A 25,218-nucleotide genomic window follows, 5' to 3' on the forward strand; every position below is an offset into this window, starting at 1 on the left:
AAATCGGCAGAACCCACCAGAATCCCTTAGATAGACCCCCAAAACCTCCCAATTTTCTGTGATTTAGACGACGGCGCCGCGACATCCAGGTGTCGAGCCGTCGGATCGGTTCGGCTGTCGAAAGTATGAACGACGACGACACTGGCTCGCAGAAAGAGCCCGACAGCGAGGCGGAGCGGTGGATAGATTGGCGGAACCACGGGGCCGACGAGTGAGTCGTATCTCGGAAGGGATCGCAGTCTCGGAAGCGTTCGCAGCGTACCTCAAGAAATTCCGCAGGCGCTACCCGCTCGACAAAGAACTGGCTGAAAAGTACGGCGTGCCCGCCGGAAACGGGCATTTTCGAAATCCAATGACACAGATTCGCAGTAGCGGTGGCTACGGAGGTAGCGCATGAACATCAAAAAGGCGGGACTCGCGGCGCTACTGGCGCTCGCGGTGTTGACATCCATGGCGGTACCCGCAGTCGCACAGTCCAGCGCTGAACTCGCGGACAAGGAAGTGACCGTTGACGGCGACACCGAGAGCGTCTACCTCGAAGTAACGAACACTTCGGGGGACAACCTCAACTACACCGTCTACGGCATCTCTGACGGCCTCTCGACTGAGGTCGACTCTGGGAGCATTTCGTCGGTAGACGAGAACGACACGGCGCGCCAGACATTCACGGTTGACTCGGAGCAGTACGACTCGTACCGAGTCCTCGTCACCGAGGACGCGAGCGACTCCGACGAGGAGTCCGCGGACAACATCGAGATCGGGACGACGGTTAACCAGGCGACCGGGGGCGGCGGCGCCTTCGCCGGCGTTGGTGGTGGCGGGCTGTTCACGCCCACCAACCTCCTCATCGGCTTAGTCGTCATCGGCGGCGCCTACGTGGCCGGCTTCCTAGACCCGCTCAAGAACGCGCTGGAGGGATAACATGGCTACCCTCTCGCTTGGGGACGGTGGCGGCGTGGATACGCTGAACGGTATCGCGAGCTACCTCTCTAACGGCGGGAAGCCATCGACCGTTCTGAGTGCGTCGGTAGTCGGCCTGATCACGTCGCCGTTCATCGCGATCGTCGACATCATCAACGCAATCACGCAGTTCGCGACGGCGCCGTTCGAGGGTGCCGGCGAGTCGATCTCGACGCTGTTCGACGGACTCCTCACCGGGCCGGCAGCGCTGATCGAGGCGGGCTCGCGTATCTCGGAGAACGCGATTATGGCGGTGTTCGGTGAGACGATCGCCGGCATCCTCGCGCTCCCACTGACGGTCGCGCTCGCGCTCGCATCGTTGTACCTCCTCGCGACGTTCCTCGACGAGGAGGAGACGGGCAACCTCTTCCCCGGCCTGCCGTTCGACGTGCCGGTGATCGGGGCCGACGAGGAGGCGACGGACGACCAATGAGCTCGTCGTCGCCGCAGGCTCAACGAGGTGTTCGCCGGTGAGCAGCAGCGGCGACGGCCTCCTGAGTTTCATCAACGGCGACACGTCCGGCGACATCCCGATTCTGAGCGTGTCGAATCCCGTGAATTGGGGCCGACTCGGCCAAACGATACTCACCTCGATCATCGCGACCGTAGTCGCGGGGGTAACAAATGTCGTGTCTGCGGTTACGGGCGCGTGGATATCGATTTTTGGCGGGTTCGAAGCGTTCTTAGAGGGCTCTGTTCAGACGAGTAGCGGACCCGGAGTCCCGCTCGACTACGTCCCCGGTGTAATAGACGTCGTTATTGGCGGCGTGTCGACGGCGTACGGAAACGCCTTCAGCTACAGTTCGGCGCAGTTTGGCATCTTCGCGCTGCCAGTCAACACGGCGATCGTGCTCGCGAGCGTGTACATCCTCTCGGTCGGCCTACAGGCGTCGGCATCGAGGCTGTTCGGGGGTGGGTGAACGTGAGAACGACACCTGATGGCGGGAGCGGTGCGTCCTCGTCTACTGACGGAGGGGGTGGGTCTTCAGGAGGATCCGACAACGGATTCACCCTGCCGCTCACGCTCAAGCGCTTTGCGAGTTCGCCACAGGGGTTCATCCTCGGGGCGATTCTCTCGCCGTTACTTCGCGGTCTTGAGAACGTCGTCGTGACGGTTCTGGACCTGATCACGTTCGTCTTCCAGGGCGACGAGCCGGGTCTCACCGGCACGTTCGGTATCGCAGACGTCCCGCTGTTCATCGGCACGAAGCTGGTGAGCATCGGGGCGACGATCGGCGGGTCCGCGATAGAGGGCACGGGGCTTCTCGGACTCCTCTCACGGCTCGTCGACGCGGGGACAGGCTTCGCATCGGCAGGCGGCCCGCTCGCGCCGATCATCCTGGCTGGAGAGGTCGTCGTAGTCGTGTACATGTTCGCGTGGACGACCCAGAGAATCATCCTGGTCATCGCGGACGCGGTGCCGGGACTCGCGGGGATACTCGGAACCTGACAATGGCACCGGACGCACTCAAAAGCCCAGCGGCGGTGGTAACTGGTTTGTTCGGGGCTGTCGCGGCGGTATTCAACATACCGTTCGTCGACAGCCTTGCGCTCTACGCGTGGACGAACATCAACCAGTTGTTCTACATTTCGTCGCTGTTCACGACGCTCGGCGAATCAAGTCCGCTCCCGGAGGGCTGGGGGACGCAGGCGGTGGTCATCACCGGCGCCATCCTCCTCATCAAACTTCTGTGGGACGCGAGCAACGACCTCGAAGATTCGATCGAAGACTCATGAAACATAAACTCACGGACACAGACAGCACAGAGCGGTCAACGGAGGCGGTGTAGATGCCGGCGATGAGCATGGAAGCCATCCTCGGGTGGATGGTCATCGCGGGCTTCGCGTACGTCATCGGCGAGTACACCGATGTACTGGCGTATCTCGTCATGTACCCGAAGAAGGCGTTCAAACGCATCTTCGGCGTCGCGAACGCCGAGCGTGTTCTCGGCGCCGGCGGGCTCGTCGGCGGGATGTACTTCGGGCCGGCAGTCTGGGAGATCGGCGCCGCCGCGGTCGGCGGGCTCGTCGGCGGCAGCGCTGGCGTCATCGCACTCGAAGGGCTCGGATTCGAACTCACCGGGGGTGAACTCGCGGCGGTCGGTGTCGTCGCGGTTCTCGCGTGGATGTTCGCATCGTACCTGACGACGGAGGATGACAACTGATGTCAGCGGGTGATCCTCCAGAGGTTCGGAGCGTTTCCCTGACCCGCTCGGCACCGTTCATCGAAGTCGAGAAACGCCATGAGAAGCGCGGAGACCACGCCTTCATGGCAGTTATGATGGGCGTCGCAGCGGTGTTCGGAATCGCCGTCTCTAGCCTTCCGGTCGCGTTCGTCGCGGTTCTCGGATTCGTGGGTGGCTACGCGTTCAACAACTGGCTCGTGTTCGAGGACCTCTACGGAGGTGGCGAATGAAGCTCTCTACTCGTCGAACGGTTCGGCAGTGGTTCCTTGATGCACCGAGTGGGACGGCGTACGCGCTCTACTCCGCGGCTCTCGGCGTCACAGCCCTCGGCGTCTTCGCTGATGCCGGTGTTGTGGCGGTTGCTGGAGCCGGTGCTGGAGTCTGCCTGTACGCTCTCCGCGACCTCTCGCGCTACGACATGTGTCCGAGGTGCCACTCCTCGGTGAACGCGACGGGCGAGCGGTTCTGTGCGACCTGCGGGGAGCGCCTCGACGAGATCGAGGCGGCACCGCCGATCGACGAGCGCGTCGACGAGCGGTTCCGGCCGGTCGGACTCGAAGACCTAGAGCGCCGAGATTCGGCTGAACGCGCTCCGGCACCGGCGACGGACGGTGGTGAGAGCGACGCAAACGAGGAGGCCCGATGAGACACGCGTGGGTCGTCGCGACCGCCGCGTTTCTCGTCGCGAGTGCGCTCGTGCCGGTGGCCGGCGCCGCCGTGAGCCCACAGACGGACGCCACGGCGGCCGTGGAGGCCCACGGGCTCGCACAAACCGAGGGGAACGCGACGTGGCAAGAACCCGGACCGTTCACTATCGAAGAACTCCGCCGCAGCGGCAAGCAACCGCCGAGCACGTCCGAGGCCGTGACGATCGACTCCGAACGGAGCCTCGGCACCGGCGGCGCGTTCGTGAAGTACTCCTCGCTGTCGCTCATCAACTCGCAGAAGAAGCCGCTGACATCGTCGACGCGAGTAGAAACGAACACGCTGACCTTCGAGACCAGCGCGTACGTCGAGGCTGTGGGCGAGTACGAAGTTGTACTCGTCTACTGGACGCCCGAGACGACAACGGGACCGAACGGCCAGCAGCGCACGTACGCGGCCGGACAGGAGGTGCAGCGCGTCGGGATCGACGTCGAGAAGGGGCGAGATGCGTCGCGCATCTCGCTTCAGCCGCACTTCGACGAGACGGTTCAGGTGTCGATGTGGCTTGAGCGCGACGGCGAACTCGTCGACGGCGCCCGCTGGCGATTCGAACACCAGAGCAACCCGCTGGCGCAGTCACCGGCGTTCACGGTCGATTCTGAGGGCGACCTGTTCCGCTGGGGTGGGATTTACATCCTGCTCCCAGCGCTCGCCTCGCTGTTTGTCAGCCGGAAGATCGCCGACCACGTGTTCGACCGTATCGTGATCGGCGCGCAGAAACCGCTCGGCTTCTGGCTCGTTCTCTCCGGCGTGATCTTCATCGGAGCGGCCGGGTTCGCGACCTTCGCGACCGCGGCCGTCCTCGCGAACGCGCCCGCCGTTGTTGGGATGGTCGTCGGGCTTATCGGGCTGATCCTGATGCTCGGGCTCCGAGACGCCGACGCGGAGAAGGCGGGCTTCTTCCAGCGACGCCTCGACGATAACGCGGTCACGCCGACCGGCGACAAAGCAGCTTCGAGCCGACTCGTTCCGAACCGGATCAAGACGGTGGTCAACCGCGGCGGGACGCTCTACGCCCCCGCGAAGGGCCTCTCCGCCATGATCGCCCGCTACTGGGCGGACCCGGCGGCTGTCCCCCGAGAGGACCTGACGACGGTCGACGAAGGCGACGCCGATTCCGACCTCGAACGGATGTACGAGGTCGACCCGACGAGCGATGAGGTGCTCACCCATTCGCCGGCGACGCTGACGTTCTCGCCGTCGCTGACTGTGGACGTCGAGGACGACGAGCTTGAGGACCCGCCGGAGGGCGACGGCATCGCAGCCCTTCCGGCTGCCATCTCGATGAGTCTGTCGAACGTCTCGAAGAAGCTCAACTGGTCATTCCTCGGTGTGGCGGTCGGCGGTGGCGCAATCGCCTACTTCGCTGGGATGGCGGTCTTCGGCGCGCAACTCGTCGCTTCCACGCTCGCGCTGCTCCCGGTTCTCATCGCCGGAACAGTCGCCGTCGACGGGAAGATGTCTGTCGAGCCGGCGCCGTACCACTACAGCGACGTCCGCGCGACGGTCGCGACCGAGCGACAGGAGTACGTCGCTCGACGCACGTTCGAGGACCTCCACAAGCAGATTCAGGACATGGACTGGCAGGCTCTCGACCGCGCACAGTCCACGGTTCAGACGCTGCGAAAGGAGATGGCCGAGAAGATGGACGACATGTTCGGCACCGACATGGCCGACGATGTCGACGCCGCTTCGGGCTTTGACGATGATGGCGGCGACGGCGACGCCCCGGCACCGTGGGAGATCGACGCGGACACCGACTCGGGGGTGGCGGACGATTAGTTCCGCCAGTTCCCCCGATCCGCTCGGATCGATCATCTCGATCCAGCGCGAAGACGACGAGCAGACTGCCGAGTCGGCCCACGTTCCCGCGCTCCCCACGCTTCGGGCGCAGCAGCGAGACGTTCGAGCACGGCTTCGCTCCGGGTTCAAAAGCCGGCACGAACTGCTGGTGTGGTCGCACGTCGCGGCTGCGATCTCTGTCGGCCGCGTGCCGGACGACTGGTTCAGTCACCTCATCAACGACCAGTGGACCGTCGCGGCGTGTCTCGACTCACACGCGAAGCGAGAGGCGATCTGTGGAGACACGGCGCCGTCACCGTCGGAAGCCCGCACTGAGCGGACGCGCATCATTCAGGACGTCCTCTCGCCAGCGTTTCAGAAAGCTGTCGACGTCATCCGAGCGCAGTCGAACGATTTCACTGACGATCAGGACGGCGTCCGCCACACCGACCGCCAGCGCTTCATCGCGATGCGCCCGCGGCTCCACCAGCGCGTCATCGACCAACACAGAGCCCTGCGAGAACCGTTCGGTGACGAGGGCGTCCAATCGCAGGCGGACGCGGTCGAGTGGGCGGATGAAGTCGCGTACGCTGCCTCGGGACACCTCTCGCGCGACTTCACCGCGACGGTCTGCAACCCGATGAGCCAGTGGTGGACAGCGCTCGCGAACGAGCAGACCGCGGTCCTCGACTCGATGCTCTCACAGGATGTCCTTCCGGCGTGGAACAGTGCGCTCCGAACGGCCTCCTCGAACGCCGAGGAGCTGCCGAGCGGGCGAGTCGCATCGTCTACTGGAGGGAACCTATCGTGAGCAACTCTGCAAACATCCCGGATGACATCCCGGTGGACTCGGCAGACTCGATGCTTGAGGTCGTTAAAGACCCTGAGTACCTGTACGAGTGGCTGTCAGGGCTTGAGGCAACGAGTATCGAGGCGACTCGGGAGGTCCAAAACGACAAGCGACGGCACAGCATCGGCGAGAACCTGGTTCGGCACATGGAGATGACGCCGTTCCCGAAACTCCTCAAGCGACTGGAGCGGACGCCCGATCCGGTCGAAGGGACACCGCCACACAGCACGCTTCGCCACCCGCGGGCGATGCTCGACGCCATCGTCCACACATCGGACATGGACGGGTTCCGGCTCGACTTCGAGGACTTCAGCGGTCTCTCCGACGCCCGCAAAGGCGTCTTCGAGTACCTGACCGACCCGGACACGCCCGTCGACGACAGCGAGCTTGAAACGACTGGCGGCTCAGATGCCCTGATTCACGGGCCGATGGGTCGCGGGAAGACCACCAGTGTGTCGACGTTTATCGCACGCTGGATGGAGGTCAACGGCGAGGCCGTCGTCTGGCGCGGAACGCCCCAGCGGACCGAGTGGCTCCCCTTTGCCCCGTGGGCCGTGGTCTGTCTGCCAGAAGGTGTCGAGTTCAAGGTACAACTCGCACCGCCAGAGGACGATTCAGGCTTCGCCGAGACGGACTTCGAGCCGATCGAGGTCGACCTCGAAGACATCGTCTGGCGAGTCGAGCGGTACAGCGACCTCGACGACCTCAACAACAACGTGCTCATGTCGGGTGCCTTTCACGTCGTCTACCCCGACCCGAAGTTCCGGGGCTGCGAGCGGATTACTCGGCAGGCGTCGGAGTGCCCGCCGCTTGAGTACACCAGCGTCTGGGAAGCTGACCGAGCGAAACACGATCCCGAACTCGACGACGAGGAGGTGACGCCGACGAGCCACTGGTGGTTCAGCTGGCTCGTCCACCACAACGTCAACGAGCAGCGTTCGATGCGGACAACGTGGGTCTGCGACGAGGCGAGCAACCTGTTCAAACACCACGCCTCGAACGACAACGGCGGTCTCTCGACAAAAATCGACGCCGTCAGCCAACAGTACGTCGACTTCCGCCGGAACGGGCTGTCGTTCGTGCTGCTCACACAGAAGCCGAGAGAGATCTCGTGGATGATTCGAAAGAAAATGCGCTGGGGAGTCACGCTCTCTGGCACCGACAACCCGACGGGTAGCGACGAGATCATCGGTGTTCGACCGCCGATGAGCAGCGAAATGACTTCGACCTGGAAGCTCGGCCGCGGTCTGTTCTGGACCAGCGGCCAGTACACCGAGTTCGGCTGGGACGACCTTCCTCGTCGATACAAGGTTCCGGGGAAGCTCCGCATCATCTCGCCGGAAGTTCGGAGAGTGAGCGCCAAATGAAACTGATCTCAAACAACCGCCGAAATCGAGCCGAACCCCGCCGAGCGGGAGTTTACGCGCTCGCGCGTGCGCCAGCCCCCCACCCCCCCGCGGGATGGAGGTCGGCATGAACATCGACGACTACCTCGACGACGAGCAGCTGAAAGTCGTCGGGTTGATCGGCGTCGTCATCGTCGCGATGGCCGCCGGACCGATACTGCTCGCACCGTCCGACGACAACGAGATCGAACCGAACAAAGGGACTGTCGTCACTCCCGACGGGACGGAACTCCAAGAGGTCGACAGCACCGTTGATCGCGGTCCGCTCGGCGAACTGAACGCCATCCCGACATCTCACCTCCAGAACGACGAGAGTCCGACCGTCCACGCCTCTGCCGGCTCGCAGACGATGCGCGTCGAGACGACGACTGTCGGCGGCGAGCCGGCGCTGAACCTCTCGGACGACCGAACACATGACGGTCGGTGGGTCTCAGTGCCGACAGAGTGGTTCAACCGGACTCAAGGCGAGGTTCCGGCCGTCGCGCGTATCGCTCACGAGGAGAACGGCACCTATACCGAGGCTATTCAGGTGCGTGGCGACTCTGCCGCGTTCTACGTTCGCGGGTTCTCGACGAACACAGTCACCTTCGGCGGTGAACTTGTCATCCGCGACCAACCGGCCGTCGACGGCACGCGGCACACCTACCAACTGGACTCGCGAGACTCCGTCAACGACGTGTCGATCAATTTGACGGGCGTGGAAAACACCGGAATAGTAACGGAGAACGGCACGTCGACAGGTGACAAAACGATCGACATAGCAGGAAACGCGCCTCCGCGTAACGGTTCTGTGTCCGTCTCTATGCCGGGTACTGTTTCAAAAGCAAATAACGGTATAACAAGCAATTCATACACGATTCCCGACTCTTGGCCTGATACTGAATATTCTGTTAGCATCCAACTTGAGAATATGGGAAATGAGCGGGATACCGGGGTGAAGGTGAACGGAAATACCGTCCGAGAGGAGACGGTGGATGGTTATTATCAAAGCGGTTGTGGTTGCTACACCGGGGGTGCTTGGTTTAGCGGTATCAGCGCGTCTCCGGGAGATACTGTTTCGGTCATAAACGGCTATTATATAGATGATTGGAACATAGACGGTAGTTACCAGCCAACGGGAACCACTACAATATCGACAGATCAGGGCGATTCAGTAACGATTGACGATAGTGGCTCGAAGCCGATCAGCCTCCCGGAAGATGAAGCGTCATTATCAATTTCACACACCGGAGACGCGCCCGAGTCGTGGAGTGTTGAATATGAAGCTGTCGCGGAAACGCGCGATCCCGTCGTGGAAGTTAACGGGAACACGGTTTCACACGACGGCACGCTCGCGGACGGCGAGACGGTCTCTCTGGACGCGAACCCGTCGTGGCTCCAGAACGGACAGAACAACGTCACCGTGCAGGTCGGCGACGGCTCGGTCACCAGCGGCCCGGAGCCGCAGGTCGAACTCGAATACCGCCACGACCTCGAATCGCCGCGCACGGTCGACTACGAGAGCGAGGCGCTCTCGGAGCGCTACAACATCTCGAAGACGTACACGACGCCGCGAGAGAACGCCACGCTCACCGTTCCGCACGCTCGGACCGTGCTGTCGATGCGATCGCTCGAATACCGGCTGAACGAAACCGGGAGTTGGGCGAGCGTTCCGCAGTCGGCCGCGAACCTCTCCGGCACGACGCTCACCGTCGACGTCTCCGACTTCGCAGGGAACCCGGTGCCTGAGGGGACGACCGTCGAAGTGCGGTCGGTCGGATCTCGCGTCGACGCGCACAACGCGGAGATTTCCGTCGTCGAGGCGACGCCGGTCGGCTTCGACCTGGACTCGCGAGTCCGTCTCGATTCGTGGAACTCGGATAGTTACCTCGGCATCGGCGAGACACCGCAGGGGAGTCTCGTGACCTACGCCGAAAACGAGAGCTACAGCGCCGAGAGCGACTACGTCGAACTGTACAGCGACGGGTCGCAGCGCTTCTACGCGCCGAACGCAACCAGCGGCTCGGAACTCACGCTGAACACGCTCTCCGCGCGTGTCGAGCCCGACCGGAACTCGATGCGCGTCCGCGTCCCGGAAAGTGCAAACGCGACCAACACCGAATTCGTGGTCGAGCCCGCCAGTGTCGTCGGTGACGCCTGGACCGCCGAGTACGTCGCCGGCACCGATGGCCAGTGGTACGCCGTCGTCGACGGTTCCGGGACAGAGCTCGGCGCGGCAGAGAAGCCAGACCCGATCGAAGTGAGTCGCGACGACGTCGGGTTTGTGTCGATTGAACCGACCGACCCGCCGAGCGCGTCGACAAGCGGTGCGGGCGGCGGCGTGTTCGCGACGTTCACGAGTGGGAACCTCCCGAGCCTCCTCTTGCTGTTCGGTGGTGTCGGGATGCTGTTTGTCGCCGGGACGCGGCCGCATTCCTCGCGAGAAGCGGTCGACGGCATCGCTGCCGGAGTTGGCGGCCTGTTCGAGCGCATCCCGCGCATCGGTGAGACGGTCGGCTCCGGAGTCGAGTCGGCCCTCTCGGCGGTTGGTAGCGGGCTGGTGAGCGTCGGAGAGAACCGACTCCTCACCGGCACCATCGGCGCCGCTGTCGTCGTCGCGGCTGCAGAGGCAGGTCTGTTCACCATCGGCTCGGAGGGGGGCGCGATACTCGCTGTCGGCGGCATCGCCGTCGGCTCGCTGTGGCTCCTTCGGGAGTCCGGCGAGTTCACCACCGCACGGTGGATCGCCATCGTCGCCGTCGCCGGTGTCGTCGCGCTCCAAGGCCTCGGCGAAGGCGACCTCCTTACAGCGTTCGTCAACTCCGACGCCTTCCTCATCGCGGTCCTCATCGGCGGCTACGCCGCGATACAACTGGTACGTGAGTACCGCGCGAACAACTCCCCGGACGACGACCGCCCGCAGGTGATCATCGGCGGGCAGTTCCGCTCCGGCTCCGGTGACGACCAGGAGGGCTCCGACTGATGAGCTGGCTGCTTGAAGCGCTCGAAGCGCTCGGCGCCGGCCAGCGACTCATGATGGGGGCTGTGCTCCTCGCGGGAGCGCTCTACCTGTTCAAAGTCGTCAAAATCGGGCGGCTAATCGGGAACGTGCTGTCGTCCGGCGCTGCCTACGCGATCGTCGTGCTCGTCGGCGCCGGCGTCGCGATAGCGCTCGGGTGGATCGACCCGAACGTGTCGGCTATCACCTCGCAGCTATCGATGGCTGCGGACACAGTGTGGAGTGCGGTCGGCGAGTGGGTCGTCGATGCGACGATCGGACGGCTCACCGAGTAGCCGACCTAAGGCTATTCGCTAAGGTTCTTTCTCGGGGTCCCGGCCTCCACGATCCCGCGCTCTTCCGGCTGAGAGGGCGTCCTCGACTGTTTCGTAGGTTCCACGTGCTGTGTGGTGCGGTGCGGTAGACCGGAGCCGTTCTGGCTCCGGTCGTTATTGTTCTCCCCCTTAGGGGCTACACCCGTAGGGTCCCCTGCTAACCTACCCACGCACCGCGAGCGCCCTATCGGCCGATTTGATGCCACTCAGCACCATTTGAATCGCGAACTGTCTCAGAAGTTAAGAACCATTATGTTTTAAATTTCAGCACACAATCCCGTAGAACTGACTCAACAGCCGGATCGACATGAGATTCTCATCGGCGACACGCTCGATCTGCCAAATTAGAGCGCGATAGGTTCGAGATGTCGATTGAAACCACGAACAAAGAGAGAGCCGAGGCTATCGACCGACGCGAACACGTGTCGTCGAGCGCCGCTACTCGACCCAGTCTCGCCGATCGGTCCTCACGCGAACCTCGTCACCGTCCAGGTACTCACGATCGAGCGCGGTCGCCAGCTGATGCGGCTCAAGCGAGATGTCCTCGAAGTACGCCCAGCGGGTGCGACCACGATCCCGGTCGACGTCGACGTCGTCCTGGTCGTCGCTCTCCTCCTGATCCCCGACTGAACTGGGATCGTCTCGGTTCTCACGACGCTCGCGGCGCTCCTCTGCGCGTTCCGTCATGTCGTCGACCTGGTCGTCGGGGTAGATCCGCCGGAGGATCTCCTCAGCCTCGTCGAGAACGGCGAGGCTCGGGAAAACGACCAGAACCGGATTAGAGACCTTCTCACAGACGCCGATCTCCGTGAGCCGAGAGACGTGGTATCGGATCGTCGAACGAGCGAGTCCGGTCCGCTCTTCGAGCGTGTCGTAGGACGCACCGGACTCGGTCGCGACGACGCGCAGGATGTCGTAGACGGCCTGCGTGTTCGCCTTCAGCGCCTCGCGGTGTATCTCCGTCCCGACGGCCTCGTACCGCTCTCGGAGCTGCTCACGACGGCCACCTGGGTGCGAGTAGCGATACTCCGGACTTGCGGGACCGGGTTGATAGTCGTCGGCGACTAGCTCCTCTCGACTGACACCGGCCCACTCCAAGTGGGCGGAGACGACCGACCGGAGCACGGACATCACCTCGTCCCAGTCGTCGACGTGAGGGAGCGCACCGTCACCGTCGACGCCGGCGAACGACGCTTCGAGCTTCGGGTGGTGCGCCGGATCCTCGCGAGGAATCTCCGACCAACCGGCGTTTTGGTAGCACTTGAGCTCAATGTCGTAGCTGGTCCGCTCGAATCCGAGGAGATGCCAGCGATCGGCGTCGAGAAGCGCCTCCAGGTATCCCTCGCGAACGCGGTACTGGTGTGCCTCTACCTCCGACATCCCGCCGTAGGCGATGAGGTCACGAGTCTGGTCCATGACCTCTACGACCTGCCGTTTCCAGCCGATGTCGAATCGATGGTGCGCCTCGGCCTTCGTCAGCCGGCGGGAGTCCGCGTCTCGATCGGCGAGGAGGCGACCGCGATCGACGTCTAAAACGATCTCAAGCACGTCGAGCATCCGACCCTCGATCTCCGCAGCCGAATCCGCCCACGTCGTGGAGCATCGGACGAGCGAGCCTTCTCCGTACTGCAGCGTCAGCGGTTTCCCGTCCTTGTAGTTGAGATCGCCGAACTGTGGAATCACGCGAAGCGAGCACGCCTGTCCCGTCTTGTGGAGGTCACCGTCCTCGTCGCGTTCGCGAAGGGTGAGATCGTACTTGTAGTACGCCGAGTAGTCGTCGCCCGTGCCGGTTCCCGCCTTCCAGCGCGACGAAGTGAGCTTCACGACCCACTCGCGGCCGGACGTCGGAACATCGAGCCACGGGAGATCCTCGTGATTCACCTCCGCAGCAATCCCAGGCTCCTCGTCACGGTCACCGACGACATCGTACCACAGCTGGTGGACCGCCGAGTAGAGTGCGAGGTCTCGGTCAGCATCGTTGAAAACGGCCTGCGCGGCGGCGCCGTGAGCTGCAGGGCGGGGCGCGACCCGGTCCTCGATGCGCGGGTCGGGAAGCGTCCCGATTGTCGCGTCGGGAGTGTTCGGAGCGTCGACGCTCACGCGGACCCACCTCGACACCTGTAGCAGACGACATCGCGGCCGGACGTTTCGTCACCGCATTCGGGGCACTCGTACTCGCCGAGGTCGTCGAGATCGACGCCTCCGAACTGCGCCTCGATCGCGCACATCCTGCAGCGACCGCTGGGACGCTGGGTGGGATGTGGACACCCCGTCATCGGTCACCCCGCGAGCGATCGGACGGTTCGGCGACGTCGAGGACGTTCCACCAAGTGACACCGCGGCACGAGTGACAGACGTGCTGGAACGAACCGCTCGATTCGTCGCCGACGATTTCGGTGGTTCGTTTCTCGGAGGTCTTCCCGCAGCTCGTACAGCGTGCCGAGAGCAGCGGGCCGACGTGTCCCACGCCGGGCGCGGTGGCTCGCTCACTCGACATCGTCTTCCTCCTCCTCGTTGTCTTCTTCCTGATCGTGCGCGAGTTCGGCGGGGAGGTTTCCGTTCTCTTTCGCAAGTCGGAGTTGTTCCGCGAGGGACTCTGCGTGACCGGACTCGTCGTCGCTCACGCGGACGCACCTCCGTCGGATCCCTCGTCGGGACGGTACCGACGGCCCTCTGAGGTACCGATCTGAAACTCGTCAGGACGCTTCGGGCAGCCGACCAGATGACCGTACTCAAGGTCGCCGTTGACGCTGCGGGTACAGCGCGCGCCGCAGGTGTCACAGAAGAACTCGCGGTCCTTCTCGGCGGTGAAGCTCCCGGAGTAGCCGAGACTCACGCTACCCCACCTCCTGTGCTGGAAACCCGGAGACGGCTCTGGGGGTCGCTATGTTTGTAGTTTGGACAGCGAGAATCGGCCCTCTCTGGAAGTAGCGGAAGTACGGAAATTAGGTGGCTGGGGAGTTGTACGGCCCCAACCGCGGTGGCATAACGCCGACCGCTTCTGAGGTGGGCCAACACGGATTTGAACGCGTGGACCTCGCCGCCTTCGGGCAGTTTTCACTGCCCTCGGCGCCGAACGCAACGCACGACGGTTATGCCACCCACTGCTCACCCTCAGCCGGCCACTCTGCGATTCGCAAACCCATGTGCGCGAACAACCTCGAACCTATTACGCCGGAAGAAGCGAAGGCAATGTATCTCGAACAGCGAAAGCAGGAAGTCTCGGATTCGACCATCCAAGCCCATCATTATCGACTTGGGCACTTCGTTGAGTGGTGCGATAAGGTCGCCGAGATCGACAACCTGAACGAGCTGACGGGGCGCGATCTTCAGCGGTACAAACTGTGGCGGCGAGAGGATGGCGACCTCAACAACGTCTCGCTATCCACTCAGCTGTCCACGCTCCGCGTGTTCATCAGGTGGTGTGAGAAGATCGACGCGGTGGCATCCGGAACCCACGATAAGATTCTAATCCCATCGTTGGACAAAAACGAGGACCGACGAACGGCAAAACTCGATAAGGGCGCGGCAGAGCGCCTTATCGAATATCTCCGCCAGTTCGAATTTTCGACTCGGACACACGCTCTCGTGGAGCTACTGTGGCATACTGGGATGAGAATTGGCGCTGCTCACGGCCTCGACGTGGAAGATTACGATCCCGAGGAGCAGTACGTCGAGCTTCACCATCGTCCTAAGACAGATACTCGACTAAAGAATAAGAAAGCCGGTGAACGGTATGTCGCTTTGAGTCCAGAAGTCTGTGATGCGCTTGATGGCTATCTCAGGTACAACCGCGATAAGGTCGCCGACGATTACGACCGGAAACCGTTGTTCACATCCAGACAGGGACGCCCGGCAAAGTCTTCTCTCCGAGATAGTATCTATCGGATCACCCGCCCCTGCCAATATACTGGGGAGTGTCCTCATGACCGCGAGATAAAATCCTGTGAGGCGATGGAGAATAACAAGGCGAGTACCTGTCCATCGAGCGTGAGTCCACACGCGATACGCCGTGGATCAATCACTCACCACTTGTCAGAAGACGTGCCGGAGAAGGTCGTTAGTGACAGAATGAATGTGAGTCTAGATGTTCTTGAGAAGCACTATGACCGTCGTACAGAACGGAAAAAATCCGAACAGAGGAGAGACTACACTGATGAGTTATAAACTCACCTAGCTTACAAAGCCGCGATACTCTTACTCGTATTCGCTATTGATAATATCCTCAATCACCCATAGACTCAGTTTGTAATCATCGGGAGTAATTCTGTTTAAAACACCAATAGGCATAACAAGCAATGATGCCCAACCGTTCATTCCGCGATTCCAAGCATAAGCGAACTTTAGTTGGCGATCATCGTAGATCCTATATGGGTCATCATATAGGACCATTGTCACAGTTACCCGACGAAACAGTGTTAGGATACTAATTAGTAGGCCAGCAATCGTTAGAAACGCACTAAATGGGATTGAAATAAAAGCAGAAAAAGACGTGATTATACCAATGAAAAATCCAATTCGATCCCACTTTGACCGTCGTGCCTTATCATGGGCGTTTTTTATTTCCTTCCTTAGGAATTGTTTAGACGGATTCCACCGTTTGAAGGCTTCAATACTATCGTACGCAATCCATTTGAAATCATCTCGTACTTGCTCCAAATTTTCTTTCCCAACAGTATAGTCTATAAATCGGTAGAAGTACCCCCGAGAACCCTCATCAGAAGTCATTATGCTCAGTCAGTAGTATTCGTATCAGGAATTTATAGTTTTCTCAAGAGTAACAATGATCGCCACCGCAACATAGATGATCAACTAAAGCGTTCTTAGGCTCTATTGAAGTAAATAGGAGCAGACAGGACCGGCGTGCGAGATATAGAGGGTGTGTTACTCAGCTCACTACTCTTAGTTTTATTTCTATTCACTAGGTCGGCTGGCATAATCTTACTGCACAGCAAACAATTTACTGAGCGAAGTTGTTGGCTCCAACATGGTCATCGAACAACAAATCGGTTCAATAATTGCTGCTGCAGCTGCTCTTTGTGGCGCTGCTCTCGGGTATTTCGGTAGTCTGAATTCTCAGCGAATTGCCGCAGAAGCGGAAAATAAACGACGAAGAGCAGACCACATTTTGGAGAAAGAAGCCGAGATGCTGATTCAACTGCTGGAAGATGCAGAGCATTGCCATGCTATTGCACAGGAGTACATGAGTAAATCCTCAAACGGTGAGGTAACCGATGAATTCCTTGAAGACGCAAATGACGCACTTGCCTCGTTTGAATCAACTGCCCGACAATCAAAGGTGTTCTTGGACCCTGAAAGGCAGGAGTCTATGGATTCTCTGCTTGGAACATTGAGAACGATGTATGTGTACGGAGATGAGCAGCGTAGAGGGCGTCCTAAGATGGCAGAAGAAGTATTGAACCGAGAAGGGGTCGTCAAAGACTTCGGGGAGTTTATCGAGTCAATCCAAGCGCTCATTCAAGATCGGACATCGGCGTTGGACTCCTGAATAGATCAAACAAATGGTAGAAATACCCGGATTTACCTACCTAATCAGCCCCATATCACGGAGAATCCTATGGACGATTTGCGTCCTGTACCCAACATAGTCTCTACAAACTATCTACGATAGAAGATTTTAACAGGGCCAACTATACCTCATTCGGGGATGGCAAGACACTCCGTGATAGTAACGGTTCAACTAGGCGGAGAACAGACTTTTTTCTCATCAGTTAGCGGAACGAAGTTAGGTGGCTGGGGAGTTCCCGGCCCCTAACACGCCACGGCCAAAGACCGTGGACGCTGTAGGTGGGCCAACACGGATTTGAACCGTGGACCTCCCGGTTATCAGCCGAGCGCTCAACCTGACTGAGCTATTGGCCCAGGTGAGCGCATTCAAGCGTTGCGCTGGTAGGATTTTAAGGGTTTCCTTTCGTAAGTCGGCCGCCGTCAGTCGGTTTCGGTCGTCGTCGCAAACGCGGTCGCCGGGAGCGAGCGCGTCTCGCGGCGGGCGTCAGTCGCGTCGGTCCGTCTCGTCGTCCTCGACGGTGAAGTCCACGTCGACCACGTCGTCCGCGTCGTCGTAGCGGTCGCCGTCGCGGGTCGTGCTCGACCCGTCGCCTTCCGAGGCGTCCGGGCCGGGAGCGCCGCCACCGAAGTCGCCGCCCTCGAAGCCGGCACCGCCGCCCATCGTGAACCCCCCGCCGGCGCCGCTGCCGTCGCCACCGGGGAATCCGCCGATGTAGACGTTTCCGGTGGTGAAGCCGTTGGTTTCCCGATCGAGGTACGGGATCACGACGTACTTTTTCAGCGCCATGCGGATGGGGACCCGCGAGAGCGGTAGGGCGAGCAGGAACCCGACGGCGTCGGTGACGAGCCCCGGCGTGAGCAGGAACGCGCCGGCGGCGATCAGGAGCCCGCCGTCGAGCAGTTCGTCGGTCGGTGGCTCGCCGCGAGCCAGTTTGCGCTGGACGCGTGCGAGCGTCGCGCGCCCCTCGGCGCGCAGCAGCAGCATCCCGAGAATAGCCGTCAGCACGACGAGCGCGACGGTAACCGCCCATCCCAGCTCTGTCGCGACGACGATGAGGAACAACGCGTCCACGAGGGGGACGACGAGGAGCAGCGCGAGCAGCGTTCGCGGGCGCATACCGCCGAGTACCCGCTGGGGCCCCATAGCCCTTTTCGTCCGGTTGCCGCGCTCGCTCGACGGGCTCGACGTCCGGCTCCGCGACCGCCACGGCTATGACTGGGCGGCCCGAGCCGAGCGTATGGACATCGTCGGCGCACTCGGCCGCGACCCGCCGGACTGCGAGGCGCTGCCTCGGTGGCTCGCTCCGCTTCCGGAGGCGCTGGAAGACGTCGCCTTCCGGTTCGCGTGGGTCATCGTCCTCATCAACCTCGTCGGGACGGCGTTCGGCTTCTGGTACTACCGCTTCCAGTTCCGCGAACTGCCGGTCGAGATGTGGCCGTTCATCCCCGACAGTCCGGGCGCGACGCTTCTTATCGCGGCCGCGCTCGCGGCGTGGGCGCTCGGCCGGTCGAACGACACGCTCGCGGCGCTCGCGTTCTTCGGGAACATCAAACTCGGGCTCTGGACCCCGTACGTCCTCGCCGTCTTCTGGCCGGCGTTCCTCGCGGGCGCCGGGCCGGCGATGTACGCGTTCCTCTTCGTCAGCCACCTGGGGATGGTGCTTCAGGCGTTCGTCCTCCACCGCATCACCGACTTCCCGCTGAAGGCGGTCGGCATCGCGACCGCGTGGTACACGGTCGACCTGCTGATGGACTACTTCGTCCCCGTCCTCGGCGACGTGACGCACACCGCGATCCCGTACGCCGACGCCGAGCCGTGGTTCACGACGACCGTGCTGCAGGTCGCGGCGGCCGGTGCGGTCGTACTCACCGTGGTCCCGCTGTTCTGGGCGCTCGGGACGCGGATCGCCACCCTCCGGACCCGCGTCGGAGACGACAACGCGGCGTGAGTCGCGGGGGGTTTCCGTGGTGTCTGCGCCCGTCGCTCGGGTTCGTCCGCGTCGCGCGCTTAAGTTCTCGCAGACCGTGTGTGGCGTATGAGCGCATACGAGCGTGTCGCGGATCTTTCGGTAACCATCGAGTCGGTCGGACGGCGCCGGTACACCGCCCAGACCACGAGCGGGTTCGAACGGACGACGACGGAGTTCCGTCTCGCCGGCGACGGGGTCGTGGGACGCGGCGAGGACGTGACGTACGAGACGGCCGACCACGACGCGATCGCCGGGACCGACCCGATCGACATCGAGGGTGAGTGGACGATCGACGGACTGTCCGCCCGTCTCGACGAGATCGACCTCTTTGCTCACGAGCCGCCGACACAGGAGTACTTCCGGAACTACCGGCGGTGGGCGGTCGAGAGCGCCGCGCTCGACCTGGCGCTCCGCCAGCGCGAGGAGTCGCTCGGCGAGTGTCTCGGGATCGAGCCCTCGCCGGTTCGGTTCGTCGTCTCGACGCGGCTGGACGGCGAACCGCCGACGGCGGACCGGGTCGAGGAACTGCTCGCACTCGACGACGAGCTGGAGTTCAAACTCGACCCGACACCGGACTGGCCGGAGGAAGTGTTCGTCGCGCTCAGAGAGACCGACGCGGTCCGGATCGCCGATTTAAAAGGCTGGTACGAGGGGACCGACGTCGACGTCGAAGCCGACCCGGAGCTGTACCGCGACGTGTTCGCGGCGTTCCCGACCGCGGTCGTGGAAGACCCCGCGTTCACCCCGCAGACCACGCCGCTCGTCGAGCCGCAGGCCGACCGCCTCGCCTTCGATTACCCGGTCGACGGCGTGGAGAGCCTGAAATCGCTCCCGGTCGAGCCGGGGTGGTGTAACGTCAAGCCCTCGCGGTTCGGGACGCTCGAATCCCTCTTCGAGACCATCGCGTACTGCGACGACGCGGGGATCGAGCTGTACGGGGGCGGGCAGTTCGAACTCGCGAGCGGCCGAACCGCGATCCAGACGCTCGCCGCGCTCTTCTACCCCGACGGACCGAACGACGTGGCGCCTCGACCGTTCAACGACCCGGAGGCGTCGCCGCCGTACCCGACGAGTCCGATTCGACCGGACCGCGACGCCGTCGGCTTCGAGTTTTAACTATCCGACTTTTAAACAGCGGAGCGCGGGCTCTCGGTGTAGACGGTTGCCGGCGAGAGTCTCCATACACGTAAGCGATACTGCGCGCTGACCGCGGTCCGGTCGCTCACGAGGTCGTCAAAAAATCACAACGCTGGTGACCGAGCCGATGGGGCTCAGTCGTCGGCGGGAGCCGCGGAGTCGCCGGCGGAGACGCCGGTTCCGGGGCCGATGTCGATGCCGAGGTCGGCGAGCTTCTCGTCGGGGACGACGCCGTCGACCCAGCCGCGGGCCTCGTAGTACTCCGCTTTCATCTGGTCGAGCTCACACAGCTCGCCCTCGCTGGCGCCCGTGCCGGGAATGGCGTCCGGGTGCCCGTCGATGAAGCGGTTCGGAAGCGTGTCGTCCGCGCCGTCGAAGCCGACGAGGTTGTTGTAGTAGCGTTCGAGGGTGTACACGCGCTCGCCGGCCTCGAACAGCTCGTCCTCCGAGAGGTCGCGACCGGTCATGCCGTTGTACTGGAGCACGTACTCTTCGATCCCTTCGGCGAAAGCGCTGAACTTGCAGATGTCGAAGGAGTCGGAGACGGCGTGCAGGTCCTGGAAGGTCGCGGTGAGTTCGCCTTTGCCCTCCCACTCGTACGGATCGACCTTCTCCGGGACGCCGAGGATCTCGGCGGACGGCGTGTACGCGCGCAGGTGGCACGCCCCGCGGTTGGAGGTCGCGTAGGCGATCCCCATCCCCTTCATGCAGCGCGGGTCGTAGGCGGCCATCGTCTGACCCTTCACGGAGAGTTTGTTCCCGTGTGCGTCTTTCGCGTCGGCGACGCGCTCCGGCCCCTCCGCGAGGAGGTCACCGAGGTCCGAAGAGCGGTGGCCGATCTCGTCGAGGAGGTCGATCATCGTCTCGGAGTCGCCCCAGTCGAGGTGGCCGACGCCGTCGAGTTTGCCCTCCTCGCTCATCTCCATCGCCATCGCCATCATGTTGCCGGCCTCGATGGTGTCGATACCGAGGTCGTTACAGCGTTCGAGCATCACCGCGATCTCGTCGCGGTCGGAGTGGCCCGAGTTCGGGCCGAGCGCCCACGCGGACTCGTACTCGTACGACTCCGTGCGGACGTTCATGTCATCGCCTTTGTGCGTGACGCTGACTTCGACCTCCTTCTTACACGCGACCGGACAGGAGTGACAGGTCGGCTCGTCGACGAGGATGTTCTCGCGAACGTTCTCGCCGGAGACGCGCTCGGAGTCGACGTCGACGCCCTCGGACTCGCTGTACCCCTCCGTCGAGGTGTACTTCGCGTTCTTCGTCGGGAGGCCGTCCATCTCCTCCGTCGCGTTCATCAGGACGTTCGTCCCGTACAGGGAGAGCCCGCCCTCGTTGGGCGCCGTCACGTCGGACTCGCGGATGACCTCCATCGCCTGCTGGTACCCTTCCTGGAACGTCTCCGGGTCGGACGGCTTCGGCATGTCGGTGCCGCTTTTGACGACGATCGCTTTCACGTTCTTCGAGCCCATCACGGCGCCGGTGCCGCCGCGGCCCGAGGCGCGGTCGTCCTCGTTGACGACACAGCCGTAGCGCACCTGATTCTCGCCGCCTTGCCCGATGGCCATCACGGAGACGTCGCGACCGACCTTCCCGTCGACTTCCTCGCCGAGCGCGTCGATAGTGTCGTGAACCCCGTGGCCCCAGAGGTGCGAGGCGTCGCGTACCTCGACGTCGCCGTCTTCGACGTAGAGGTACACCGGGTCGTCGCTCGCGCCGTCGAGCAGGATCCCGTCGAGGCCGGCCCACTTGAGGCGCGCACCGGACCAGCCGCCGTGGTGCGAGTCGGTGACGGTCCCCGTGAGCGGGGATTTCGTTACGACGGCGATCCGGCCGCTCATCACGGTCTGGGTGCCGGTGAGCGGCCCCGTCATGAACGCCAGCCGGTTGTCCGGTCCCAGCGGGTCCACGTCCGGCCCGGCGTCGAAGACGTACTTGACGCCGAGTCCGCGCGCGCCGATGTACTTCTTGGCGTCGTCGTCGTCGATCCCGTGGTAGTTGACCGCACCGTCCCCGAGATCGATCTGTGCAACTCGGTCTCTGTAGCCGCCCATTTCAGTCATGTAATGCTCTTTTATTATAGAAGGGCCGTATCGGGTTAGTTGTTCACCTCCGAACGCAACGACTTCCGGTTACGGTGGGCCGGCGGCCCCGCCGGATCGACACGTTCCGGCGCACAGGCCGGTACGTTCCGGCGTACAGGTCGACACGCCCCGGCGTCCGCGTTCATGGCGTGGGCGACGCGGGTGCAGTCCCCGAACCCGAAGGCGGTCCGGTCGGCCTCCGTGACCGATAACTGCCCTCGCGGCGAACGGGCGCTGTGTCTCCCGCCGACCGACGCCGAGACGACGACACCACCGGTCGTCCCGCCAGCGCCGACTGGCGGGGGACCGTCGCGTTCGCGCTGGCGCTCCTCGTCGCCTCGGTGATTCCGGTTTCGTGGGTGGCCGGCGACGGCGCCGCCGGTGGAAGCGGCGCCGGAGCACTCGAAATCGGACTCACCGACCCATTCCATCTGGTCGGGTACGCGGTCCTGACGGTCCTCGCGAGTCGCGCGCTCGGTCGGAGACGGCGGGGTCTCCTCCTCGCCGCCGCCGCGTCCGTCACCCTCGGGTTCGGTGTCGAACTCGTGCAGGCGCCGATCCCGTGGCGGTCCTTCGCGTGGCGCGACGCCGCCGTCAACGGGGTCGGCGCGGTCGGGGTCGTGGGGCTCGTCCGGGCGAGGTCGGCCGTGCGAGCGCTGACGCGGGGTAAAAAGGACGACGAGACCGAATAACCGGCGAGGCGCGTCGCTGCGGGTCGATCCGCGAGACGGCGTCGCCGAGCCGCGCCGACGACGCGTGACGACACCGACGGCGCGTGACGACACGGCTTTACGCGCCCGCCCGCTTCCTCCGGTAATGAGTAAGCCGAGCCCCGACGCGTACGAGCAGGGGCGCGGAATGGACGCGCACAACGCCGTGATGCGCGACATCCGCGCCGAGCGCTCGGAGACGTACGACCCGACGCAGCCGACGCGCGTGTGGATAGACGAGGACAACACGCCCGACGGCGTCGTCAACTCCCTCACGATCATCTTGAACACCGGCGGCTGCCGGTGGGCCCGCGCCGGCGGCTGTACCATGTGCGGCTACGTCGCCGAGTCCGTGGAGGGCGGGAGCGTGAGCCACGAGGCCCTGCTGAACCAGATCGACGTGTGTCTCGACCACGAGACGGAGAACGCGGACGCCCCCGCCGAACTCATCAAGATCTACACCTCCGGCTCCTTCCTCGACGAGCGCGAGGTGCCCGCGGAGACGCGCCGCGCCATCGCCGAGACGTTCGCGGACCGCGACCGGATCGTCGTCGAGTCGCTCCCCGACTTCGTGAGCCGGGAGAAGATCGGCGACTTCGCCGACCACGGCATCGCGACCGACGTGGCGGTCGGGCTGGAGACGGCGACCGACCGCGTGCGCCACGACTGCGTGAACAAGTACTTCGACTTCGCCGACTTCGAGGACGCCTGCGCCGAGGCCGACGCCGCGGACGCCGAGTTCGACGCCGACGTGGGGATCAAGGCGTACCTCCTGATGAAGCCGCCCTTCCTCGCGGAGCCGGAGGCCGCCGCGGACATGATCGACTCCATCCGGCGCTGCGCCGCCGTCGACGGCTGTCACACCGTCTCGATGAACCCGACGAACGTCCAGCGCTACACGATGGTCGACGAGCTGTTCTTCGAGGGCGGCTACCGCCCGCCGTGGCTCTGGTCGGTCGCGCACGTCTTAGAGGAGACGGCGGACGTCGACGCCATCGTCGTCTCCGACCCCGTCGGTCACGGCTCCGACCGCGGCGCGCACAACTGCGGCGAGTGCGACGACCGCGTCCAGACCGCGATCAAGGACTTCGACAAGCGACAGGACCCGAGCGTCTTCTCGCAGGTCGACTGCGAGTGCGAGGCGACGTGGGAGTACGTGATGGCGGAGGAGACGAGTTACAACATGCCGCTCGCCCGGTAGTCGCGCTCGGCTCACAATCGACTCGGCTCACGACCGACCACAGCGATCACGGATATCGCACACACCCAAACGATCGATCACTAATAAGCGGATTTCTGAAATAAAACGTCGTGCTAACGCGGATCATACCGAACGATCAGGTCGAACAAGAGCCTTATACCTCCAGTTAGTTATGTATAGTATGAACGCAGACGCCAGCGAACACCGGCTCTCACGTGAGAAGTCGGTCCTGTTCTGTGCGGAGTGTAGCTTCGAGAACCCCATCTCTGACGGGTGGCTCATCGTCACCGAGGGCGACGAGCGCACAGTCGTCTGTCCGGAGTGCGGGCACGTCGCCGACCACCGGACGACGCAGTCGGCGCCGACGCAGGCGCCGCGAGCCGACTGAGCCGGCCGCCCCGTCACGAATCGTCGGTCCCGCCGTTTTCTTACTTCGCGACTCCCGCCGTTCGCCCTACGCTCTTTCCGGCGCGCGCTCTCGTAACACCGGAATCGCCGCGAGTTTCTCCTCGTCGAGCGCGTCCCAGTCGATGCCGGACGGTCGCTCGCGCGGCGCGTCGGGACGGATCGTCCGCTCGGGCGTCACCACCAGGTCGAGGGGCACGTCGTGCGGGTCGGGTTCGAGGCGGTGGGCGTCGGCGACCGGCGACTCGGGCCCGTCGAGCACCGACAGCTCGTGGACCGTGGTCGCCACCGTGGTCGCGTCGTCTGGACTCGTCCGGTGTGGACTCGCTCGACCATCCGAGGGGCTCCGCCTCTCGTCGTTCACCGCGCCGAGTTCGCTGAGGACACCCCACTCGAGGTCGCTGTACCCCTCGCCTTTGCCGATCCGGTCTCCGTCGGTCGTGACGCCCACCGACCCGGCGACGACGAGGTCGACGTGGGGGACCGCCTCGGGAGCGACGGGGGTCCCGTGCGTCGAGATGCCCGAGACCGTGGTGGCGTCGTCGACCGTCGGCGCGTCCGGATCGTCGGCGTCGGCGTGGGCCAGGTCGTCGGGGTCGATCCGGAGGAACGGGTCGGGGTCGCGCAGTCGCGGCTGAGCGACGAACAGCGTCTTGCCGGCGCGGAGCGCGGCGCGTCGGACCGGCAGTTGGGGCGCGTCGGGGTTGCACTTGAGCGTCTCGGCGGCGGCCCACTCCGGGGTGTCCGTCAGTCGCTCGCAGGCCGCGTCGGCGCCCGCGAAGTTGGGGATCCGGTCGTGTGGCGGGAACGGGAAGCGGGCCTGATCGCCCGCGTCGAACGCGTCCCAGACGGCCTCGCGGGCGGTCTGTTTGTCCATACCAGAGGGTGGGGCCGCCCCGGCAAGTAGCCCACGGCCGCGGCCCCGCCTCCGTCGGTCGAGAGCCGATCCATCGGGGCGTTTATATATCAGATGTGTGT

General features: G+C 63.5%; 28 protein-coding genes and 1 tRNA gene. 20 read left to right on the forward strand and 9 right to left on the reverse strand.

Going from position 1 to position 25,218, the window contains the following annotated elements; all coding sequences use genetic code 11:
- Positions 1-393: 393 nt before the first annotated feature.
- From DOS48_RS20575 to DOS48_RS20625, 11 genes are all read left to right on the forward strand, one after another.
- A complete protein-coding gene (locus DOS48_RS20575) occupies positions 394-921 on the forward strand; it encodes a hypothetical protein (protein WP_210755411.1) in 528 nt (175 codons plus the stop codon).
- 1 nt (position 922) lies between these two features.
- A complete protein-coding gene (locus tag DOS48_RS20580; protein WP_127117528.1) occupies positions 923-1,393 on the forward strand; it encodes a hypothetical protein in 471 nt (156 codons plus the stop codon).
- 37 nt (positions 1,394-1,430) lie between these two features.
- Positions 1,431-1,880 carry a hypothetical protein gene (locus DOS48_RS20585; RefSeq protein WP_127117529.1) on the forward strand — a complete coding sequence of 150 codons (450 nt, stop codon included), beginning with the start codon at positions 1,431-1,433 and terminating at the stop codon, positions 1,878-1,880.
- Between the two features lie 2 nt (positions 1,881-1,882).
- On the forward strand, positions 1,883-2,410 hold the full coding sequence (locus tag DOS48_RS20590) for a hypothetical protein (RefSeq protein ID WP_244629383.1): 528 nt from the start codon (positions 1,883-1,885) through the stop codon (positions 2,408-2,410).
- A 47-nt stretch (positions 2,411-2,457) separates the two neighbouring features.
- Entirely contained in the window at positions 2,458-2,697 is a 240-nt protein-coding gene (locus DOS48_RS20595; RefSeq protein WP_244629384.1) for a hypothetical protein, read from the forward strand.
- A gap of 53 nt (positions 2,698-2,750) precedes the next feature.
- Positions 2,751-3,125, forward strand: coding sequence for a hypothetical protein (locus tag DOS48_RS20600; RefSeq protein WP_244629385.1), 375 nt, complete (start codon positions 2,751-2,753; stop codon positions 3,123-3,125).
- Positions 3,125-3,376, forward strand: coding sequence for a hypothetical protein (locus tag DOS48_RS20605; protein WP_127117530.1), 252 nt, complete (start codon positions 3,125-3,127; stop codon positions 3,374-3,376). Before DOS48_RS20600 ends, DOS48_RS20605 begins: the two co-directional genes overlap by 1 nt.
- Positions 3,373-3,792 carry a zinc ribbon domain-containing protein gene (locus DOS48_RS29380; protein ID WP_244629386.1) on the forward strand — a complete coding sequence of 140 codons (420 nt, stop codon included), beginning with the start codon at positions 3,373-3,375 and terminating at the stop codon, positions 3,790-3,792. Before DOS48_RS20605 ends, DOS48_RS29380 begins: the two co-directional genes overlap by 4 nt.
- Positions 3,789-5,633, forward strand: coding sequence for a hypothetical protein (locus DOS48_RS20615; RefSeq protein ID WP_127117531.1), 1,845 nt, complete (start codon positions 3,789-3,791; stop codon positions 5,631-5,633). The genes DOS48_RS29380 and DOS48_RS20615 overlap by 4 nt, the downstream gene beginning before the upstream one ends.
- 208 nt (positions 5,634-5,841) lie before the next feature.
- Positions 5,842-6,444: a hypothetical protein gene (locus DOS48_RS20620; RefSeq protein WP_244629387.1), complete on the forward strand. Its 603-nt coding sequence runs from the start codon at positions 5,842-5,844 to the stop codon at positions 6,442-6,444.
- Positions 6,441-7,850, forward strand: a complete 1,410-nt coding sequence (locus DOS48_RS20625) for a hypothetical protein (RefSeq protein WP_127118863.1) — start codon at positions 6,441-6,443, stop codon at positions 7,848-7,850. The genes DOS48_RS20620 and DOS48_RS20625 overlap by 4 nt, the downstream gene beginning before the upstream one ends.
- A 52-nt stretch (positions 7,851-7,902) precedes the next feature.
- Here DOS48_RS20625 and DOS48_RS20630 read toward each other — a convergent pair whose 3' ends face one another.
- The gene (locus tag DOS48_RS20630) at positions 7,903-8,217 is read right to left on the reverse strand and encodes a hypothetical protein (protein WP_168654250.1); all 315 of its coding nucleotides are present in this window, start codon (positions 8,215-8,217) and stop codon (positions 7,903-7,905) included.
- 21 nt (positions 8,218-8,238) lie between these two features.
- On the opposite strand from DOS48_RS20630, the gene DOS48_RS29385 reads away from it, so the two are divergent.
- Both DOS48_RS29385 and DOS48_RS20640 read left to right on the forward strand, forming a co-directional pair.
- Positions 8,239-10,851 carry a hypothetical protein gene (locus DOS48_RS29385; protein ID WP_244629313.1) on the forward strand — a complete coding sequence of 871 codons (2,613 nt, stop codon included), beginning with the start codon at positions 8,239-8,241 and terminating at the stop codon, positions 10,849-10,851.
- The gene (locus tag DOS48_RS20640; RefSeq protein WP_127117532.1) at positions 10,851-11,162 is read left to right on the forward strand and encodes a hypothetical protein; all 312 of its coding nucleotides are present in this window, start codon (positions 10,851-10,853) and stop codon (positions 11,160-11,162) included. Before DOS48_RS29385 ends, DOS48_RS20640 begins: the two co-directional genes overlap by 1 nt.
- Positions 11,163-11,639: 477 nt before the next feature.
- On the opposite strand, the gene DOS48_RS20645 is transcribed toward DOS48_RS20640, so the two are convergent.
- The 4 genes from DOS48_RS20645 to DOS48_RS20660 all read right to left on the reverse strand — a co-directional run bounded on the left by DOS48_RS20645 (position 11,640) and on the right by DOS48_RS20660 (position 14,037).
- Complete coding sequence (locus DOS48_RS20645; RefSeq protein ID WP_244629314.1) at positions 11,640-13,301, reverse strand: winged helix-turn-helix domain-containing protein; 1,662 nt, start codon at positions 13,299-13,301, stop codon at positions 11,640-11,642.
- A 172-nt stretch (positions 13,302-13,473) separates the two neighbouring features.
- Entirely contained in the window at positions 13,474-13,698 is a 225-nt protein-coding gene (locus DOS48_RS20650) for a hypothetical protein (RefSeq protein WP_127117534.1), read from the reverse strand.
- Complete coding sequence (locus tag DOS48_RS20655) at positions 13,688-13,825, reverse strand: hypothetical protein (RefSeq protein WP_158283841.1); 138 nt, start codon at positions 13,823-13,825, stop codon at positions 13,688-13,690. Before DOS48_RS20655 ends, DOS48_RS20650 begins: the two co-directional genes overlap by 11 nt.
- Positions 13,822-14,037, reverse strand: coding sequence for a hypothetical protein (locus tag DOS48_RS20660; protein WP_127117535.1), 216 nt, complete (start codon positions 14,035-14,037; stop codon positions 13,822-13,824). The genes DOS48_RS20655 and DOS48_RS20660 overlap by 4 nt, the downstream gene beginning before the upstream one ends.
- A 113-nt stretch (positions 14,038-14,150) precedes the next feature.
- On the opposite strand from DOS48_RS20660, the gene DOS48_RS20665 reads away from it, so the two are divergent.
- Positions 14,151-15,368, forward strand: coding sequence for a tyrosine-type recombinase/integrase (locus DOS48_RS20665; RefSeq protein ID WP_244629315.1), 1,218 nt, complete (start codon positions 14,151-14,153; stop codon positions 15,366-15,368).
- 820 nt (positions 15,369-16,188) lie between these two features.
- Complete coding sequence (locus DOS48_RS20670; protein ID WP_127117536.1) at positions 16,189-16,710, forward strand: hypothetical protein; 522 nt, start codon at positions 16,189-16,191, stop codon at positions 16,708-16,710.
- A gap of 300 nt (positions 16,711-17,010) precedes the next feature.
- Here DOS48_RS20670 and DOS48_RS20675 read toward each other — a convergent pair.
- Positions 17,011-17,084 (reverse strand) — tRNA-Ile (locus tag DOS48_RS20675).
- Between the two features lie 130 nt (positions 17,085-17,214).
- Positions 17,215-17,847, reverse strand: a complete 633-nt coding sequence (locus tag DOS48_RS20680) for an FxsA family protein (RefSeq protein ID WP_127117537.1) — start codon at positions 17,845-17,847, stop codon at positions 17,215-17,217.
- A 121-nt stretch (positions 17,848-17,968) separates the two neighbouring features.
- Between DOS48_RS20680 and DOS48_RS20685 the strand changes: the two genes are divergently transcribed.
- A complete protein-coding gene (locus DOS48_RS20685) occupies positions 17,969-18,679 on the forward strand; it encodes a DUF1405 domain-containing protein (RefSeq protein WP_127117538.1) in 711 nt (236 codons plus the stop codon).
- 87 nt (positions 18,680-18,766) lie between these two features.
- Positions 18,767-19,816: a hypothetical protein gene (locus tag DOS48_RS20690; RefSeq protein WP_127117539.1), complete on the forward strand. Its 1,050-nt coding sequence runs from the start codon at positions 18,767-18,769 to the stop codon at positions 19,814-19,816.
- Between the two features lie 155 nt (positions 19,817-19,971).
- Here the strand turns inward: DOS48_RS20690 and DOS48_RS20695 are convergent, their stop codons facing one another.
- Positions 19,972-21,903, reverse strand: coding sequence for an aldehyde ferredoxin oxidoreductase family protein (locus DOS48_RS20695; RefSeq protein WP_127117540.1), 1,932 nt, complete (start codon positions 21,901-21,903; stop codon positions 19,972-19,974).
- Positions 21,904-22,160: 257 nt separating this feature from the next.
- On the opposite strand from DOS48_RS20695, the gene DOS48_RS20700 reads away from it, so the two are divergent.
- The 3 genes from DOS48_RS20700 (at position 22,161) to DOS48_RS20710 (ending at position 24,223) form a co-directional block, all read left to right on the forward strand.
- Positions 22,161-22,616 (forward strand): hypothetical protein, encoded by a 456-nt coding sequence (locus DOS48_RS20700; protein ID WP_127117541.1) that lies wholly within the window; start codon positions 22,161-22,163, stop codon positions 22,614-22,616.
- Positions 22,617-22,740: 124 nt separating this feature from the next.
- On the forward strand, positions 22,741-23,835 hold the full coding sequence (locus DOS48_RS20705) for an archaeosine biosynthesis radical SAM protein RaSEA (RefSeq protein WP_127117542.1): 1,095 nt from the start codon (positions 22,741-22,743) through the stop codon (positions 23,833-23,835).
- A gap of 181 nt (positions 23,836-24,016) precedes the next feature.
- Complete coding sequence (locus tag DOS48_RS20710) at positions 24,017-24,223, forward strand: hypothetical protein (RefSeq protein ID WP_127117543.1); 207 nt, start codon at positions 24,017-24,019, stop codon at positions 24,221-24,223.
- A gap of 66 nt (positions 24,224-24,289) precedes the next feature.
- On the opposite strand, the gene DOS48_RS20715 is transcribed toward DOS48_RS20710, so the two are convergent.
- A complete protein-coding gene (locus tag DOS48_RS20715) occupies positions 24,290-25,117 on the reverse strand; it encodes a 5-formyltetrahydrofolate cyclo-ligase (protein WP_127117544.1) in 828 nt (275 codons plus the stop codon).
- Positions 25,118-25,218 lie beyond the last annotated feature (101 nt).

This window comes from Halorubrum sp. PV6, from assembly GCF_003990725.2.
Lineage (GTDB): Archaea > Halobacteriota > Halobacteria > Halobacteriales > Haloferacaceae > Halorubrum.

Bases quoted from the DNA above. Each gene is read 5' to 3' on its own strand.
- DOS48_RS20640 (WP_127117532.1), top strand. From the start codon at position 10,851: ATGAGCTGGCTGCTTGAAGCGCTCGAAGCGCTCGGCGCCGGCCAGCGA.
- DOS48_RS20685 (WP_127117538.1), top strand. From the start codon at position 17,969: ATGGACATCGTCGGCGCACTCGGCCGCGACCCGCCGGACTGCGAGGCG.
- DOS48_RS20695 (WP_127117540.1), bottom strand. From the start codon at position 21,903: ATGACTGAAATGGGCGGCTACAGAGACCGAGTTGCACAGATCGATCTC.
- DOS48_RS29385 (WP_244629313.1), top strand. From the start codon at position 8,239: ATGCGCGTCGAGACGACGACTGTCGGCGGCGAGCCGGCGCTGAACCTC.
- DOS48_RS29380 (WP_244629386.1), top strand. From the start codon at position 3,373: ATGAAGCTCTCTACTCGTCGAACGGTTCGGCAGTGGTTCCTTGATGCA.
- DOS48_RS20615 (WP_127117531.1), top strand. From the start codon at position 3,789: ATGAGACACGCGTGGGTCGTCGCGACCGCCGCGTTTCTCGTCGCGAGT.
- DOS48_RS20680 (WP_127117537.1), bottom strand. From the start codon at position 17,847: ATGCGCCCGCGAACGCTGCTCGCGCTGCTCCTCGTCGTCCCCCTCGTG.
- DOS48_RS20650 (WP_127117534.1), bottom strand. From the start codon at position 13,698: ATGTCGAGTGAGCGAGCCACCGCGCCCGGCGTGGGACACGTCGGCCCG.
- DOS48_RS20600 (WP_244629385.1), top strand. From the start codon at position 2,751: ATGCCGGCGATGAGCATGGAAGCCATCCTCGGGTGGATGGTCATCGCG.
- DOS48_RS20580 (WP_127117528.1), top strand. From the start codon at position 923: ATGGCTACCCTCTCGCTTGGGGACGGTGGCGGCGTGGATACGCTGAAC.
- DOS48_RS20605 (WP_127117530.1), top strand. From the start codon at position 3,125: ATGTCAGCGGGTGATCCTCCAGAGGTTCGGAGCGTTTCCCTGACCCGC.
- DOS48_RS20710 (WP_127117543.1), top strand. From the start codon at position 24,017: ATGAACGCAGACGCCAGCGAACACCGGCTCTCACGTGAGAAGTCGGTC.
- DOS48_RS20705 (WP_127117542.1), top strand. From the start codon at position 22,741: ATGAGTAAGCCGAGCCCCGACGCGTACGAGCAGGGGCGCGGAATGGAC.
- DOS48_RS20670 (WP_127117536.1), top strand. From the start codon at position 16,189: ATGGTCATCGAACAACAAATCGGTTCAATAATTGCTGCTGCAGCTGCT.
- DOS48_RS20575 (WP_210755411.1), top strand. From the start codon at position 394: ATGAACATCAAAAAGGCGGGACTCGCGGCGCTACTGGCGCTCGCGGTG.
- DOS48_RS20690 (WP_127117539.1), top strand. From the start codon at position 18,767: ATGAGCGCATACGAGCGTGTCGCGGATCTTTCGGTAACCATCGAGTCG.
- DOS48_RS20715 (WP_127117544.1), bottom strand. From the start codon at position 25,117: ATGGACAAACAGACCGCCCGCGAGGCCGTCTGGGACGCGTTCGACGCG.